The sequence below is a fragment of the Dendronalium phyllosphericum CENA369 genome (assembly GCF_016056275.1).
Lineage (GTDB): Bacteria > Cyanobacteriota > Cyanobacteriia > Cyanobacteriales > Nostocaceae > Dendronalium > Dendronalium phyllosphericum.
Genome location: NZ_JAECZA010000204.1, coordinates 1 through 15,741, shown reverse-complemented (window position 1 = coordinate 15,741; position 15,741 = coordinate 1). Strand labels below are relative to the sequence as shown.

Genomic DNA, 15,741 nt, shown 5'->3' with positions numbered 1-15,741 from the left:
AGACGCGATTAATCGCGTCTGTACAATAGTCATTAGACATCTTTGATCGTTAATTCTGCATTGTCCGAAATCCTTAGTAAGGGCGAACGGCCGTTCGCCCTTACATCATTTCTACGAACTCTTGATTAATTGAGCAATAAACTGACTGTATTCATCCTTCATTGGCAAGTCTAAATCTTGCCGGATGCGTCGTCGCAATGCCGGAACAGTTTCACCTGTAACGGGGTTAAATCCTTGCTTTTGATATTCTTCCCAATAAAGTCCTACACCTCGTTTTTGCCAGTTGGGAAGTTGATTAAAATTAATCCCATACTGGAATAACAACTCGTTTTTATCAGCAACAGATAACCTATTCATCATGCTGGTTGCTTGAGTTGCACTTTCACCATCTCGACGCAAACACCAGTAGCAATGAGCGTTGAGGGCATTTCTGTGAGCGTCTTCACTCCGCCAGCGAAAATAATTCACTACTTCTTCTGTATTAGGAAGCTGTGAAATTCGACAGTCAAAGCAGCCTAAATCGCCCAATAGTAAAGAGAATTTGGCACTAGCTTCACCTGCTAAAACTGAATTTAACTTTCTGAGTTTGCGGTTGAAAGTATTTTCTTTTTGAGCAAAAAGTAAGGATATCTCATCACTTTGGGTATATCCATAGATAATATCTATACCGCAGTTCATCAAATGTTCGACTGTTGCTAACATAAAGTCCCGAAGACGAGTATCGTAGGGAGCTTCAAATTGATGTATTTCTTTTGTCAAGCGGGTAAAGCTGCGTCCATCCAATCTGGCAACTATGTAAAGTCCAGGTAGCACGCAATGGTCGTGTGCGGTTTCAAATACCCGCATCCTGCTATCAAGTTCATCAAATTTCACTTTGCCATTCCTCAACAATAAATGAATAATTTAAGTTAGTTTTCACTGAATACAGTGCGTCAAATCCTTCTTGCCAACTTGGTAAAACCAGCTTTTTATATGTTGCTAATAGTCCTATAATAGGTACTATTTGTTCGGAATTTCTTTGACTATTTCGTTTTTTGCATTCTTCCAGTTCTGATTGAAAGTAATAACCCACAACTTGGAAACCTTTCGCTTTAGCTGGAGTAATGTAACGCTTTCTTTCCTCAACTGTTGGGTTAGTATTGTCCACCACAAAAGGCTGTTTAGCCTCTAAACAAGCTTGAAGAAAAATTTGTTCTCTGTGACGAGTTTTGAGCATGTCCAAGTTAATGCGAATGTGGGTATTAAAGAAGCGATCGCGATAAAAAGTAGATTTACCCGCTCCCTGAATTCCTATAAAAATAATTGCTTCCATTCATTTATGTATAGAGTAAAATAGTTCTGAAATATCCTTGATTAAATTTATTGTCGGCAACTATTAATAGCCATTTCTAGCAAGTTATTATTTCCTGTCCACCACTGTTTTAATAGCATCAATGCTGGATAAAGCCTTGAATCTGCCATTTCCTTTGCTGCCTCAATTGCAAGCACACCAACATAGTCAGGCGATAATTCTTCTATTAGTCGATTTAATATTCGTGAGTCTTTTCTTTTGGCTAAACCAACTAGTGCTTCTCCATAAATTTCATAATTTTCATCGGTATCCTCATTCAGAAAACGCTGATAAAGTGCTTCTCGAATAGCTGTTGTATCAGTTTCAATTTGTGAACCTAATCCAAAAGTTGCCCAATTTCGCACCTCGTAATCTCGATCTGAAGACAATTCAATGAGGGTGTTAATCGCTAATTCATGTTCATATCCTAGAAGACCAAAGACAATTCCATAACGTACAGATGAGCAGGAGTGGTTTTTCAGTCGAACTAACGAGGAAATCGCTCTAGCATCGTGTAGATGTCCTAGTGCAACTGCAATTGAGTTGAGGACATCAGTATTTTGCTCGCACTCAAGCATTCTTAGTAGAATTGCTAAAGACTCATCAGGAAAAGTTCGATTGGGTATTCCAAGTTGACCTAATATATCAGCCCCTAATGCTCTTTGTTGTGGGTTTTGACTGTCGCACAACTTTGACGCAGCTGCAAAAACTTCTTGATTTCCACGAAAGTGCAAGATACTCACTGCATCTTCATTTTCTTCTGTTAGCGCCAGTTTTATCAGTTCTTGGGTTGAGCGAGGATCGGTTTGTAGACTCATTTTGTAAACACCCCCATCTGTGTAGGCGAACCTACTTCTGGATCTTCTGTTCCTACTGGTTGAAATTGCACAGTATAACCAAAACGTTCTGCTACTTTGTTCGCCCAAATTTGGAACTCTTGACGCGTCCATTCAAAGCGGTGGTCTTGATGTCGCAGTTTCCCAGCAGGAAGGTTTTCAAATTTGACGTTATATTCAATGTTCGGCGTTGTTACTACTACTGTTTTGGGTTGAGCAAATTCAAATAAAACTCGCTCAAATCCACCCAAACGCGGTAAATCGAGATGTTCAATTACCTCAATCACTGTAGCAGCATCGTAGCCGTTGAGGCGTTTATCTTGATAGGTGAGTGCCCCCTGAATCAGTTGTATGCGTTCCCATTGATTGCGGGGAAGGCGCAAGCGGTCTAATCTTTCTTGGGCAACTTCTAGCGCCCTATAGGAAACATCAACACCTGTGACTTTTTCAAAAAAGCTGTCTTTAAGTAAGATTTTTAGTAGATTACCTTGACCGCAGCCCAAATCAATTACTTTCTTGGCGTTACTTTGCTTTAAAGCAGCAATCACCGCATTCATCCGTTGCTGATTCAAGCTGATGGGTTTTTCTACCGCTGCTTCTTCTTCGGCGTGGCTTTCTTCGGTACTATCGGGGTCGAGATTATCTTCCTCTGCTAGTTGGGCTAAAGCTAGACGAGTCAAGCGTTGCTGTCGTTTTAGGTAACGCCGAGTAATTTGTTCTCGTGCTGGATGGCTAGTTAACCAACCTTCGCCATGACGCAGTAACTTTTCGATTTCCTCATCGCCTACCCAGTAGTGCTTTTCGTCATCCAAAACCGGAATCAGGACGTAGAGATGACTTAACAAGTCACTCAGAGTTATTGTGTGCTGAAGTTCAACGGTGAAATATTGGCTTTGTCCCCAATCAGGGAATTGCTCATCTAAAATATGACCTTGGGCACTGACACTGTAGCCCAACGGCTCAAATAATTCTCGCAGAAAACTTTCGCCGCCGCGACAAGGTAAAACAGATAGTTTTGCTACCAAAGGTAAAGGGGTTTGTACTAGTTCTGGTAAGTCTTTGCAACGACCTGCTAAAGCAGTGCTAAATACTTGAGCGATCGCTACACTTAAAAATGAAGAAGCAACATAAGGGCGATCGTTGACATATTGTTCTAGCCTAACACTACGCCCCCGCACCAACTTCACAGGGTCAACATCCAATAGCAACGCCGCTGTACATTGCTGTATACTCGCTTCTGGATAGAAGACATGCGCCTGTCCAAAACTCAGCGAAAAGGACTGACAGCGGTCTGGGTGTTTATGCAGTAGGTAGCCCAACTCTGTTGCTGGAGAGTGTGTTGTGGTGATGGTAAGCAGCATTAAACCCGAAAATTACAAATTACGAATTAAATAAATACCGCTTCAGGGTAAGCGATTGCGGAAAAAATTATGGTGTTATTGAGGAATATTAAGTTAAAGGTAAAAAAATTGATATATTAAGCTTTGAAATTGCATGATTGCTCATGAGGTTTATTAACCGCTGACAGTTAACAGTCAACAGTCAACATTCAAGACTTATAAATGTAAATTGCTAATGAAAACTCCCGATAAACAAAATTATACAATATTGGAAATTCAAAATCTTGATGTTAATTATGGTGGAATTCAAGCTCTCAAAAAAATTAATTTAACTATTCAAAAAGGTGAAGTAGTCACTTTAATTGGTGCTAATGGTGCGGGTAAAACTACTACACTCCGCGCTATTTCTAAAATAGTTAATTCTAAAAGTGGCGAAATTATCTACAACGGACGTAATATTACCCGTCGCCAAGTACACCATGTTGTCCAACTTGGAATCGCTCACTGTCCAGAAGGACGAAGAGTATTAGCAAAGCAAACAGTTTTTGATAACTTACTATTAGGTGCTTATATTCGCTCTAACCAAGCAGAAATTAAAGCAGATATTCAACGTCAATTTGAGCAATTTCCCCGTTTAGCACAAAGACGCTATCAACTAGCAGGAACCCTCAGCGGTGGCGAACAACAAATGTTAGCGATCGCTCGTGCTTTAATGAGTAGACCACAACTGTTACTTTTAGATGAACCTAGCTTAGGTTTAGCACCTGCGATCGTTCGGGAAATCTTCTCAATTATTGAAAATCTCCGTGCAACAGGCGTTACTATTTTGCTAGTCGAACAAAATGCCAACCTAGCCCTACAAATTGCCGATCGCGGATATGTCCTAGAAGCTGGTTCTATCACTTTAACAGGTGCAGCATCAGAATTAATTAGTGATGAACGAGTGAAAAAAGCTTATTTAGGATAATTAAAATAAAACTTTAAAGGTGCAAATATATGGTAAAGTCACAAACTAAACCCCTAACTTTAGAAGAGTTTTTAAAACTACCAGAAACCAAACCAGCAACTGAATACATTAACGGCGAAATTATTCAAAAGCCAATGCCTCAAGGAAAACACAGCATACTTCAGGGTGAGTTAGTTAGTGGTATAAATGCTATAACCAAGTCTCAAAAAATTGCTTTTGCCTTTCCAGAATTACGGTGTACCTTTGGCGGACGTTCGATTGTACCCGATGTCGCTGTATTTGCTTGGGAGCGAATTCCCTTAGATGAACGTCAAGAGGTGGCAAATGTCTTTAAAACTTACCCAGACTGGACAATTGAAATTCTCTCACCCGAACAAAACCAAACTAAAGTAACTGGAAATATTTTGCACTGCCTAAATCATGGTAGCCGTTTAGGTTGGTTAATCGATCCAGATGAACGTTCGGTTTTAATCTACCCACCAAAGCAGCAACCAGAACTTTTACAAGAAGAACAAGAAATATTACCAGTTCCCGATTTAGTTAGTAGTTTACAATTAACTGTAGGTCAACTATTTGAATGGTTGAAGATGTAAATTCATGATAATTTTTAATGCCTCAAGCTATTTCACATCAGATTTTAGTCTTTAGCTAAAAAGGCTTCGAGGAAAACCAAGAAAATTTTTCCAATTATTAGAATTATTACAAAATATTACAAGAATTGTCATATTATATTTGCAGCCCTCTTTTTTGGGTGTCTATCTTTGTATCAATGCGAATTCTGTTCGCCTGAATATTTAAACTTATGAGTCAAATAGTTTGGATCGCAAGACATGCCAACCGTCTGGACTTCGTTAACCCCGATTGGTTTCTCACCGCAGAACGACGCTACGATCCACCACTTTCTGATGATGGAATAATCCAGGCACAGCAGTTAGCCAAACGCTTGAAAAGAGAAAAGATTGCTCATATTTTTGCTTCCCCCTTCTTGCGAACAGTACAGACAGCAAACGCAGTCGCCCAAGTGCTAGATTTGCCCATTAAACTCGAAACAGGCTTGAGTGAATGGTTAAATCCCGCGTGGATGACAGAAGAACCAGAAAGGCTTTCAATTCGAGCTTTAAAAGAATTATTCCCCAGAATTGACATTAGCTATACACCGCGCATTGCCGCCAAATATCCTGAAACCCGCGAGAAAGTTTGGGAACGTTCCGGACAAACAGCTAGATGCCTAGCTACGGAATTCTTCCCCGAAAATATTCTTTTGGTAGGGCACGGTGTATCCGTAGTTGGTGGGACAATAGGGCTTGTAGGTGAAATTGCGAAAACTGAAGTTAAGGCTTCCCTGTGTTCTCTAGTAAAAGTGGTATTTGAAGGCCCAGAATGGTTACTAGAACTAAAGGGAGACACTTCCCATTTAACCCAGGTTGAGGAAGTGATTCGATTTGCTTAAATGACTTCCGCTAGCCTCAAATCCTCCAAAAATAACTAAATTAGCGATAAGTTTTATGACTTTATTACTAGCAGGAGATATCGGCGGCACGAAAACTATTTTGCGATTGGTTGAAACATCAGACTCATCGGAGTTACATACTATCGCTGAGGAAAGTTACCACAGTGGAGATTTTCTTGATTTAGTACCGATGGTGCAGCAGTTTTTGCTGAAAGCTAAAACACCAACTCCCCAAAAAGCTTGTTTTGCGATCGCTGGCCCAGTAGTGAATAATACTGCCAAGCTGACTAATTTGGTATGGTTCCTGGATAGCGAACGCCTCCAACAAGAATTGGGCATTGCATCTATATCTCTAATCAATGATTTTGCCGCTGTGGGCTATGGCATTTTTGGCTTACAACCACAAGATTTGCTGACTCTGCAAGCTGGTAAACTTAAACCCGAAGCCCCCATTGCCATCATTGGTGCTGGTACTGGTTTAGGACAAGGATTTTTAATTAAGCAGGGAGATCGCTATCAAGTCTTTCCCTCAGAAGGCGGACACGCCGACTTTGCCCCCCGCAACGAGTTAGAGTTTCAGCTATTAAGATACCTGCTAGATAAACATGATATCCAACGTATTTCAGTAGAACGAGTCGTTTCTGGCATGGGAATTGCGGCAATTTACCAATTTTTGCGCGATCGCAAACTAGCCACCGAATCGCCAGAAATCGCCCAAATTATTAGAAGCTGGGAACAAGAAGCCGGAAAGCAAGAGAAAAGTATCGATCCGGGTGCGGTTATTGGTAAAGCTGCACTGCAAGGAAGCGATCGCCTTTCGGAACAAACCTTACAATTATTTATAGACGCTTACGGTGCAGAAGCCGGCAATCTTGCCCTCAAACTCTTACCCTATGGTGGTTTATACATTGCTGGAGGCATTGCGCCCAAAATCCTGCCTTTAATCCAAAACAGCAGTTTCCTGTTAAGCTTTACCCAAAAAGGCAGGATGCGTCCTCTCCTCGAAGAGATACCCGTGTATATAATTCTCAATCCCCAAGTTGGGCTAATAGGTGCTGCTTTATGTGCTGCTAGGTTATAACAACTAGCATCATCAGTAATAGTTGCATCTTAAAAGGCAAAAAATATGACAATCAAACGTCTGCTGCCATTCATCGCCACCGCTTTAATTTGCGGTGGTTCTGTCATAGTTGAGGCGCGTCAACCCAAACAACCAGTTTCTCAACAGAAAATAACTGTTGCTAAACCCGCACAGCCCAAATGGAAGTTATTCACTGCCCCAGATGGACGTTTTACTATTTTGCTGCCAGGAACGCCCAATAGAAATACTCAAGCTCAAAAAACCTACATGGGGGAAATTAACTTAGAAACATTCATCGTTCAACCATTAAAGCAAGAAGTGGCATATATAGTTGCTTATAATGACTTTCCTTACAGCTACGGTGAAATAACTAACCCCCAAGCAATACTGAATAATGCGCGGGATATGGCTTTAAAGACTACGAAAAGCAATTTAATTCATCAGCGAAGCATTCGTAGTTCCAACGGTCATCCTGGTAAAGAAATTGAGTACATCAATGCTGGGGGTAAAATTACTAAAAGTAGGATGTATGTTGCCGAAGGAAGATTGTATCAAGTAATGGCAATAACTACTAAAAAGCAGCGAAAAACATTAGCTAAAACTATTACGGGATATTTAAATTCCTTTCAAGTGGTTTTGAAAAAGTAATATAATCTATCCGCCTTGGATTTCATTCCAAGACGGGCATTATTCAGCACCTAATAGACATCCTTTTACTTAGAGGATTAATATCATGTCCGCCTAATCACTTGTGATTAAAATATCTCCGCGTCTCCGCGTCCCCGCGTCTTTGCGTCAGCCCTAATGATAAGTCTTTAAACGGACATGATATAATCTGGCGAGCGCTCCATACAATCAAACAAAAAAACCGAGTATAACTTTAATGTCACCCGGTTTATCTATATCAATATCAAAACTTTAGTCTTAAAGGAGCAGAGTAGTGCTCCTATTTATTTTTAGGCAAAATTAAACTTTAGCTGTTGCTTTGGTAACAGCGTTAAGTTCGCCCTTAGCATACTTAGCAGCAAAATCTTCCAGAGAAATTTGCTTGATCTTGCTAGCGTTGCCAGCAGTGCCAAATTGTTGATAGCGCTCGGCACAAACCTTCTGCATATATTTAATAGAAGGCTTCAGGAAGTGACGGGGGTCAAATTCTTTGGGATTTTTCGCCAAAGCTTCACGTACCGCAGCAGTAATAGCCAAACGGTTATCGGTGTCAATATTTACTTTACGTACACCGCTCTTGATGCCTTTTTGAATTTCTTCTACAGGTACGCCGTAGGTTTCAGGAATTGCACCACCATACTCGTTGATTAGTGCGAGTAAATCTTCTGGTACAGAAGAAGAACCGTGCATTACCAAGTGGGTGTTAGGCAGACGGCGGTGAATTTCTTCAATCCGGCTGATTGCCAAAATTTCTCCAGTTGGTTTGCGGGTAAACTTGTAAGCACCGTGGCTAGTACCAATGGCAACTGCCAAAGCGTCTACTTGAGTTTGTTCTACGAAATCAACAGCTTGGTCTGGGTCGGTCAGCAGTTGCGAGTGGTCGAGTGTACCCTCAAAACCGTGACCATCTTCAGCTTCACCAGCACCAGTTTCTAGGGAACCCAAGCAACCAAGTTCGCCTTCAACGCTGACACCTAGGGAATGAGCTACATTCACCACTTCGCGGGTGACATTGACGTTGTACTCGAAGCTAGCGGGGGTCTTCGCATCAGCTTCTAAAGAACCATCCATCATCACACTGGTGAAGTTGTTCTTAATTGCTGAGTAGCAAGTAGCAGGTGCATTACCATGATCCTGGTGCATGACAATGGGAATCTCAGGATAGGTTTCTACCGCTGCCAAAATCAAGTGGCGTAAGAAGTTTTCTCCTGCATAAGCACGAGCGCCACGAGAAGCTTGCAAAATTACGGGGCTATCTGTCTCAGCAGCAGCCTTCAGGATCGCCTGAATCTGTTCCAAATTATTCACGTTGAAAGCTGGGATGCCGTAACCGTTTTCAGCCGCGTGATCCAACAGCAGCCGCAATGGTACAAGCGCCATAGATAGTCCTCCTAATGTGGTTGTCAGCTAGTCGGTGTGAGAGAAGCGCAATTATTACGCTAATCTTAAGAGTTTTTTCAACTTATAGGAAATTATAACTAGTGTCGGGATGTTTATGTTGAAAAACTTTAACGGCATCATTCATCAATATGCTTCATACTGGGTTCGCGGGCTGTACCCTTAGCTACTGCCGGATTATAGACTTTGGTATTTTGGTATACTAAATAATTTAGGGCTATAATTTGCTAGCTAATTCCCTAACGAATGCTGCGTGTTCGGGAGATTGCAAACCCGCCTGTAAAATAGTTAACACGGTTTGCATATTCCCCGCTAATAATTCGGCAACAGCCAACCACAATCCTGGAAACACCTGACTTCGCACAATTCCATCACTATCGGTAGCTAATTCTAAATACTCACCCCGTTCTAAATAGAACCAAGTTAATTTGCGATCGCCAACTTGCCAAACGATATACTCTTTTACACCATTGCGGCGATAGGCTTGTTTTTTAGCATGAAGATCGATAGCAACGCTACTAGCTGCAATTTCGATAATTAATTCTGGCGCTCCTTCGATGTAATCATCATCACTTAGCTTTGTTTGACCGCCTGCTTCTGGTGCGATGAGAAGAACTGCATCTGGTTGAGGTTCGTTATCCAAGTCTAGGCGTACAGTTGGTTCAACTCCTAATGCTACTCCTGGTGTAGCAGCTTCGTAAGTGCCAAGCCATGTAAGAATCCAGCCATGAGGCTGACCGTGACTTCTAAAACGCAAAGCAGCAGGCATGATATAAACAATTCCCTCAATCAACTCGGCTTTTTTCAGGTTGGGCATAGCATTGTAGCGCCTCTCAAACTCGTAACGGGTGAGTTTGTCGCCATTTTCCAAAGTGGGAATTGTTAAATGCTGCGGAGGTGTTTTTACCATGACGATCGCATTTGGGATGAGTCTATGGCTATGCTACCGAATTGGGGATATTGATTGTAGTGGAGGCGAGCGCATTGACAAATTTCCCCATCGCCATATAGCTAGCTTCGCATTTTATCTTCAAAAACTTAGCAAGCGTTTTGCCTTTAAATATGGGTCGCCCGGGATTCGAACCCGGAACTAATCGGTTAAAAGCCGAGTACTCTACCGTTGAGTTAGCGACCCTTTTGTTGTTTTTCGCAACTTTGCAATTATAGCATAAAAGTCTGTAAATTTGTAAAGGGGTTTAGAAAAAATTCGCTATGAATCGCACAGATGCTGTGTGGCTACCCCCTGGATCTAATATATTTAGATGTTCGCCAGTATTTAGGGAGTTGCGGGGAGCGCTCCACGGTTCTAGACAGTAGAAGTCTTTCCCTTTGAGCGTCCAAAATACTAGGATGGGATATTCATCGCCGTAATCTAAAGTGAGCTTTAGCTTGCGGCTATTGTCTATTACACTTGCTGATTTACTAGTTAATTGCTTAAAAGCAACATCAATTTCATCTAAGCTCAAGTCAAAATTACCGTTAAACGAGTGAATTTCCTTAGTTCTCTGGTCTTGGTATTCTTGAGAGGGGATTTCAAACTCTAGTTGATTTTTATCGCTCGTCAGAAAGTAGGGATGGAAACCTGTAGAAAAGGGCAGGGAAGTAGATGATAAATTTTGATACTGCTGTCGAATTTCTAGAGTATTACCTTGGAGTTCGTAAGTGAAAACGACTTGAAACTCAAAAGGATAAACTGTTCTAGTTTGCTCGTTGCTATTCAGGACAAGGCTGAGACTAACTTTATCCTTGGTCACTTGCTCGGTAACTGACCAAGGTAAATCACGGGCAAAACCATGTTGTTTAAGAGTGTACTGTTTCCCGTTGTGAGTGTAAGTGTTATCTGGCAAGTTCCCGCAGATCGGAAACAAAATAGGATTTCCGCCCCTAACACTCAAATCGGGATTAGCAAAACGTTCGGTGTCCAAGTAAAAAATTTCTTGTCCTTGGACGCACCACCGCGTAATGATACCGCCGCGTTCTGGTACTACTTCCAGTTGCGAACCAGCAGTTTCATCAGAAAGGATATATGTTTTGTACTGTCGCTGTTCGAGTGCAATGGTAAACACAAGTTTTAGTCCTAAGTTGGGTATTGGGAACTAGGGATTGGGGATTGGGTATTGGGGATTGGGGATTGGGTATTAGGAAAAGGAGAAAGGTTAAAGGGAAAGGGGGAAAAACTTTATTTGATTCCTTTTCCCCTTCCCCTTTACCCAGTCCCTAGTCACCATTACCTAGTCCTTAGTACCCAGTCCCCAATCCTCAATCCCCGATTTTACTCGTCTTCTGCAAACACGAAGCGATACAATTCATTGGGGTCTGGTTCCGGGCTGCTTTCGGCAAATTTAACCGCATCGTCGATGACATCCTGAATCTTGCGCTCAATGGCTTTGAGTTCGTCTTCACTTGCCAAGTTTTGCTCGACAAGATAAGCAGCAAGTTTCTTAATTGGGTCGCGGGCAAACCAAAATTCTTTCTCGGCTTTGCTTCGTAGTTCATCTGGGTCTGCCAGAGAGTGTCCCCGGAAGCGGTAAGTGAGCGCTTCAATTAATGTCGGGCCTTCACCTGCACGTGCCCGTGCGACTGCTTCTTGAGCTACGGCTCGCACTGCTAACACGTCCATTCCGTCTACTTCCACGCCCACCATGTTAAACACGCTGGCTTTTTTGTATATCTCTGGCTCAGAAGTTGCCCGTTCGTGAGCCATGCCAATTGCCCACTTATTATTTTCTACCACAAAAATAATTGGCAGTTTCCATAAAGCTGCCATGTTCAATGTCTCAAAAAACTGACCGTTGTTAGCAGCACCATCGCCAAAAAAGCAAGCTGTTACTTGGTCGGCGTTTTTATCTTTTAAAACTTCGCGGCGATATTTACTTTGAAAAGCTGCACCAGCAGCTACAGGAATACCTTCAGCAACAAAAGCATAACCACCTAGCAAGCGGTGTTCCGCAGAAAACATGTGCATGGAACCACCACGCCCTTTGCTACAACCTGTGGCTTTGCCAAACAACTCAGCCATGACCTCTCTTGCTGGTACTCCAGCGCTGAGGGCGTGAACGTGGTCGCGGTAGGTACTAGAAACAAAATCTTCCCCCGGACGCATGGACTGAATAACACCAGTAGAAACAGCTTCTTGACCGTTGTACAGATGGACAAAACCAAACATTTTGCCCCTGTAGTACATTTCGGCGCATTTGTCTTCAAAAAAGCGTCCCAGTGTCATGTCCTCGTACAAACGCAACCCTTCTTCTTTAGTAATTTGGGTAGTGGCAGTATTAAATGTAGGTAATGTGCGTTCTTGAACCATATATTTTTTACTATCCCTGTAGTAAAACTGAAATTTACCATCCCCCTTCGGGGCGGGTGTAGGGTGTAGGGTGTAGGGTGTGGGGTGTGGTGAAAAAATTAGCCCCGAAGCAAGGTTTAAAGCCTCGCCCGCAAGTGGCGCGAAAAAATCCTTGTTTCTTAGGGTAGGTTAAAACCCCACCCCTCGTGGGTGGCTTGTTTCCCCTACACCCTGCACCCTACACTCCACACCCCTTTACCATCTTTAAAAATAGGTTGTTCGCATAATACATGCTTCTCACAACCTGGGATGTACCAAAGTCAATAACCAAAAATTATGCACCACAAGGGATTTTGGGAAATAGGCAAGAAAAAATGGGCAAATTTCTCATTTTTCAAACCGCGCTATCCGAGAATATTACCCTAATGGTTATAGCCGTTTTCTAAGTTTTTCCATTTCCCGCTCCAGTTCCTAAGCTATCAAACAGAATAGCTCGGTTTCTGCATGTTCACGAACAGTTTCAAAAAAATGAATGTAAAAGTCCTTATTTTCTACGTGACTAGTTGTAATTAAAGTTCAATCGTGCTAGTATTTTGTCCCTATGTTATTAAAATCTACCCTTGTAGGTGTTTGACTCACCGTATAACCAGGCAGTTCTCATAAATACAATTAATCAGAGATTTTTGTTAGTGCAACTTCCATACCACTAGCAACGATCGCAATGGTTATTTATAATATCGAAGGCTTGTAGTAGTTCTTTAGTATAAAAATGCTAAGAATTAAGACAAAGTTTTCGCGTTTCCTAGGCGATCGCAAAATCTTAGGACTAAAATGTGACTCACAATTTTAGGAAGTACAAAATTAGTTGTCGCAACGTACACTTAATAGTGTAACTACGTTACGGTCTGATTCGTCATTTTATTATGGCACGGTTTTACAAGCCTGGAAGACTCTAGGTGAATTATGTCGATCGCGGTGCAGGGGAAGTAGGCTGTGCGAATTCCGCTAGATTACTACCGAATTTTAGGACTCCCGTTAGCGGCAAGTGACGAACAGTTGCGACAAGCGTACAGCGATCGCATTGTACAATTGCCACGACGAGAATATTCTCAAGCAGCAATTTCTTCTCGAAAACAACTCATAGAAGAAGCTTACGTGGTTTTATCAAATCCCAAGGAACGCAGCAATTACGACCGACTTTATCTTGCCCACGCCTATGACCCCGATGGCACTAGTACTGCTAGAGTGGCGTTAGAAGACCGGGCCAAAAGCGGTGACGGCGATCTTGATACTCAAAGTCTCAGTATCGAAATTGCCCAAGAGGAATTAGTGGGTGCTTTGTTGATTCTGCAAGAATTAGGGGAATACGAACTAGTACTGAAACTAGGTCACGGGTACTTAGCAAATTCAAATGCTGCGGCAGTTGCCAACACAGGCAATAAGCTAGCAAGTGAAGACTTACTCGATAGTCCCGAACTTCCAGATATTATTTTGACTGTTGCCCTGGCCTGCCTAGAATTAGGTCGGGAGCAGTGGCAGCAAGGTCACTACGAAAATGCTGCTGTATCTTTAGAAACTGGGCAGGAAATGTTAGCTCGTCAAGGGCTATTTCCCAACGTCCAAGCAGAAATGCAGGCCGATCTTTACAAATTGCGACCTTATCGGATTTTGGAATTACTGGCACTGCCTTTAGAAAAAACAGCCGAACGCCGCCAAGGACTGGAATTATTGCAGAATATTTTAAGCGATCGCGGTGGCATCGATGGTGCTGGTAATGATGAATCGGGTTTAAATATCGATGACTTTCTGCGATTTATTCAGCAACTACGCAACCACTTGACAGTTGCAGAACAGCACAAGCTATTTGAAGCTGAAAGCAAGCGTCCCTCTGCTGTGGCTACCTACTTAGCAGTTTACGCTTTGGTAGCACGGGGATTTACCCAACGCCAACCGGCTTTAATTCGTCAAGCAAAACAAATGCTGATACATCTGGGCAAGCGCCAAGATGTACATTTAGAACAATCGCTATGTGCCCTACTCCTAGGACAAACCGAAGAAGCAACCCGTGTTTTAGAACTCTCTCAAGAGTACGAAGTTTTAGTTTTTATTCGGGAAAAATCCCAAGACTCTCCAGACTTGCTACCAGGACTATGTTTGTACGCTGAACAGTGGTTACAAAATGAAGTGTTTCCCCACTTTCGAGATTTGGTCAAACAGCAAGCTTTGCTAAAAGATTACTTTGCCAACCAGCAGGTGCAAGCTTATTTAGAAGGACTGCCCGCAGACGCAGAAACCACTAACGAGCGGGTTGTCATGAATCGTCAATTTTCCCAACCACAGGTCAATAGTCCTCGTCATCCCAATCAAACCACTGGCTCTCAACAATTCCATCAAAATCGCATATCTGACCCATTACCAACAACATCAAACACTAGAAGACCAGAGTATTCAAACTTCAGGGCTAGACCCCACACATCACCAATTTCGTCACCAGGGAGTGCAACACCAGCAACACCCATGACACCGCTTTCTACTGCTGAACGCACAACTAGAGCAACTAACCAGAATTTGAATGGTGCAGCTAAGTCCTCTCCACCCCGGCCAACCCAAAAGCGTAAAAGGCGTAAGTCCAGTCAATCTGCTAACCAAGAGCGCGTAGCAAATCGTCAGCAACGGCAGCGAACCTTTGCTAATACCTTAGAAGGGAAAACACGATTAGTTTGGACTGTATTTGCTTCTTTGCTGGGTATATTAGTTTTTTGGGTAGTAGTCTCTACAACTTTTGGATGGATCAAAAATCTCCTTGCGCCTGCACCCGCTTTGCCAAGCAAACAGTTATCTGTACAAATTAATGAACCACCAATACCCATCCCCGATCGCAACAGCAAATTACAATCGCCAGAAGGATCTCTGACAGAAACAACGGCAGAGGAAGTGATTCAAACTTGGTTATCTACCAAAGCTGCGGCTCTAGGGCCAAATCATGAAGTTAATGGATTAGAAAATATTTTAACTGGTTCAGCTTTATCTCAATGGCAATTAGTGACCCAGCAAGAGAAGGCAGACAACCGCTATCGGAAATATAACCATAGCGTGAAGGTGGAATATGTCAATAAAACTCAGACAAACCCAAATCGCGTAGCCGTAGAAGCTACGGTAAAGGAAGCAACACAGTTTTATGAAAATGGTCAGAAGAAAAAATCTTCTGACGAAAGTTTACGAGTTCGGTATGATTTGATTCGCCAGGATGGTGTGTGGCGTATCCAGAGTATGTTAGTTGTCAATTAAGCAAAACAGGGGTTTTTTGCTCAAATACATTAAACTCTGGCTGTCACTAACAGGGTGTGGGGTGCAGGGGGTAGGGTGTAGGGGAAAACGGCGTTGGAC

Annotated in this window: 14 protein-coding genes and 1 tRNA gene; 6 read left to right on the top strand and 9 right to left on the bottom strand. The window is 42.4% G+C overall.

The window, feature by feature from the left end:
• Positions 1–111: 111 nt before the first annotated feature.
• From I8752_RS22505 to I8752_RS22490, 4 genes are read right to left on the bottom strand one after another with little or no spacing between them, the layout of a single operon-like run.
• Positions 112–873 carry a tRNA(His) guanylyltransferase Thg1 family protein gene (locus tag I8752_RS22505; protein WP_214434489.1) on the bottom strand — a complete coding sequence of 254 codons (762 nt, stop codon included), beginning with the start codon at positions 871–873 and terminating at the stop codon, positions 112–114.
• Entirely contained in the window at positions 863–1,312 is a 450-nt protein-coding gene (locus I8752_RS22500; RefSeq protein WP_214434488.1) for an ATP-binding protein, read from the bottom strand. The genes I8752_RS22505 and I8752_RS22500 overlap by 11 nt, the downstream gene beginning before the upstream one ends.
• A gap of 47 nt (positions 1,313–1,359) precedes the next feature.
• On the bottom strand, positions 1,360–2,148 hold the full coding sequence (locus I8752_RS22495; protein WP_214434487.1) for a hypothetical protein: 789 nt from the start codon (positions 2,146–2,148) through the stop codon (positions 1,360–1,362).
• A complete protein-coding gene (locus I8752_RS22490; RefSeq protein ID WP_214434486.1) occupies positions 2,145–3,527 on the bottom strand; it encodes a 3' terminal RNA ribose 2'-O-methyltransferase Hen1 in 1,383 nt (460 codons plus the stop codon). Before I8752_RS22490 ends, I8752_RS22495 begins: the two co-directional genes overlap by 4 nt.
• Positions 3,528–3,741: 214 nt before the next feature.
• Between I8752_RS22490 and I8752_RS22485 the strand changes: the two genes are divergently transcribed.
• The 5 genes from I8752_RS22485 (at position 3,742) to I8752_RS22465 (ending at position 7,652) form a co-directional block, all read left to right on the top strand.
• Positions 3,742–4,473: an ABC transporter ATP-binding protein gene (locus tag I8752_RS22485; protein ID WP_214434485.1), complete on the top strand. Its 732-nt coding sequence runs from the start codon at positions 3,742–3,744 to the stop codon at positions 4,471–4,473.
• 29 nt (positions 4,474–4,502) lie between these two features.
• Complete coding sequence (locus tag I8752_RS22480; RefSeq protein ID WP_214434484.1) at positions 4,503–5,066, top strand: Uma2 family endonuclease; 564 nt, start codon at positions 4,503–4,505, stop codon at positions 5,064–5,066.
• A 209-nt stretch (positions 5,067–5,275) separates the two neighbouring features.
• The gene (locus I8752_RS22475) at positions 5,276–5,923 is read left to right on the top strand and encodes a histidine phosphatase family protein (RefSeq protein ID WP_214434483.1); all 648 of its coding nucleotides are present in this window, start codon (positions 5,276–5,278) and stop codon (positions 5,921–5,923) included.
• A 55-nt stretch (positions 5,924–5,978) separates the two neighbouring features.
• Positions 5,979–7,004 carry a glucokinase gene (locus I8752_RS22470; RefSeq protein WP_214434482.1) on the top strand — a complete coding sequence of 342 codons (1,026 nt, stop codon included), beginning with the start codon at positions 5,979–5,981 and terminating at the stop codon, positions 7,002–7,004.
• A gap of 45 nt (positions 7,005–7,049) precedes the next feature.
• On the top strand, positions 7,050–7,652 hold the full coding sequence (locus tag I8752_RS22465; protein ID WP_214434481.1) for a hypothetical protein: 603 nt from the start codon (positions 7,050–7,052) through the stop codon (positions 7,650–7,652).
• 318 nt (positions 7,653–7,970) lie between these two features.
• Here the strand turns inward: I8752_RS22465 and fba are convergent, their stop codons facing one another.
• The 5 genes from fba to pdhA all read right to left on the bottom strand — a co-directional run bounded on the left by fba (position 7,971) and on the right by pdhA (position 12,375).
• Entirely contained in the window at positions 7,971–9,050 is a 1,080-nt protein-coding gene (fba, locus tag I8752_RS22460; RefSeq protein WP_214434480.1) for a class II fructose-bisphosphate aldolase, read from the bottom strand.
• A 235-nt stretch (positions 9,051–9,285) separates the two neighbouring features.
• Entirely contained in the window at positions 9,286–9,978 is a 693-nt protein-coding gene (locus I8752_RS22455; protein WP_214434479.1) for a Uma2 family endonuclease, read from the bottom strand.
• A gap of 153 nt (positions 9,979–10,131) precedes the next feature.
• Positions 10,132–10,203 (bottom strand) — tRNA-Lys (locus I8752_RS22450).
• 61 nt (positions 10,204–10,264) lie between these two features.
• The gene (locus I8752_RS22445) at positions 10,265–11,134 is read right to left on the bottom strand and encodes an aldose epimerase family protein (RefSeq protein ID WP_214434478.1); all 870 of its coding nucleotides are present in this window, start codon (positions 11,132–11,134) and stop codon (positions 10,265–10,267) included.
• Positions 11,135–11,340: 206 nt separating this feature from the next.
• Positions 11,341–12,375 (bottom strand): pyruvate dehydrogenase (acetyl-transferring) E1 component subunit alpha, encoded by a 1,035-nt coding sequence (pdhA, locus tag I8752_RS22440; protein WP_214434477.1) that lies wholly within the window; start codon positions 12,373–12,375, stop codon positions 11,341–11,343.
• A gap of 972 nt (positions 12,376–13,347) precedes the next feature.
• Here pdhA and I8752_RS22435 point away from each other — a divergent pair.
• Entirely contained in the window at positions 13,348–15,642 is a 2,295-nt protein-coding gene (locus I8752_RS22435) for an IMS domain-containing protein (protein WP_214434476.1), read from the top strand.
• The last annotated feature ends 99 nt before the right edge of the window (positions 15,643–15,741 follow it).